The organism is Rhodoplanes roseus (genome assembly GCF_003258865.1).
Classification (GTDB): Bacteria; Pseudomonadota; Alphaproteobacteria; order Rhizobiales; family Xanthobacteraceae; genus Rhodoplanes; species Rhodoplanes roseus.
Genome location: NZ_NPEX01000784.1, coordinates 1 through 279, shown reverse-complemented (window position 1 = coordinate 279; position 279 = coordinate 1). Strand labels below are relative to the sequence as shown.

Below are 279 nucleotides of genomic sequence, written 5' to 3'. Positions count from 1 at the left end.
CCGACCGTTGCGCTCGGCTATGGCCTGGCGCTGGTCGCCTTCGCGTTGGCCGTGTTTGCTCTGGTGCGCATCTGGAACGCCAGCGACGAAGGCGCCGGAGAAGCCTTTTCCGCGCTCTTCTTCGCAGCCCCGGCTCTCGTCCTTTTCGGCCTCGCGATGGTGGCGCTCGTCATCTATCCGCCGCTCAACGACATCGCCACGGATGTGGACGATCCGCCACGCTTTTGGACCCATCCCCGTGAGGCGATCTCGGTGGCGGATGCACAGCGCCAGACCGCC

General features: G+C 66.3%; 1 pseudogene. It reads left to right on the top strand.

The features are described 5' to 3' along the window. Positions 1-279 (top strand): annotated as a pseudogene (locus CH341_RS34885) (DUF1499 domain-containing protein); the annotation flags it as partial.